Below are 518 nucleotides of genomic sequence, written 5' to 3'. Positions count from 1 at the left end.
TATAACGCTGGAAGTTATGTAACACATGTCGGTATTCTTGTTTCGCCGACGCAGATGTACCACGCAGGAAATCCGATAGGATATGCAGACCTAAATAATAGTTACTGGCAACAGCACTTAATCGGTGCAGGACGAGTAAAACAATAGAAAGTGAGGATAACATTATGTTTAAGAAGAATAAGAAACAGACAGAAAATGTCAAAGAAAAAAAGGTGCGTACTGTCAAGGTAGGCACACATAAGAAAACCGTGATTGCGTTGTGGGTGGTGCTTATCGCAAGCGTGAGCTTTGGAGTGTATAAGAATTTTACGGCTATCGACCAGCACACCACCCATGAAAAAGAAATCATTGAACTTCGCTTGCAGGACACCAACGGGATTGAAAATTTCGTGAAGAATTTTGCAAAGTCCTATTACACATGGAGTAACAGCAAAGAAGCGATTGAAGCAAGGACGCAGGCAATCAACGGTTATCTGACAAAGGAATTACAGGACTTGAATGTTGATACCATTAGAACG

The 518-nt window shown here is 41.1% G+C and carries 2 protein-coding genes; both read left to right on the top strand.

The features are described 5' to 3' along the window. Positions 1–147: NlpC/P60 family protein (locus tag IE182_RS33010; protein WP_190113432.1), on the top strand; the 147-nt coding region annotated here is incomplete at its 5' end. 17 nt (positions 148–164) lie between these two features. Then, positions 165–518: conjugal transfer protein (locus IE182_RS33005; RefSeq protein WP_190113431.1), on the top strand; the 354-nt coding region annotated here is incomplete at its 3' end.

This window comes from Streptomyces cinnamoneus (assembly GCF_014650495.1).
Taxonomy (GTDB): Bacteria; Actinomycetota; Actinomycetes; order Streptomycetales; family Streptomycetaceae; genus Streptomyces; species Streptomyces cinnamoneus.
The sequence above is the reverse complement of the archived record's forward strand: the minus strand, read 5'-3'. Positions and strand labels throughout refer to the sequence as shown.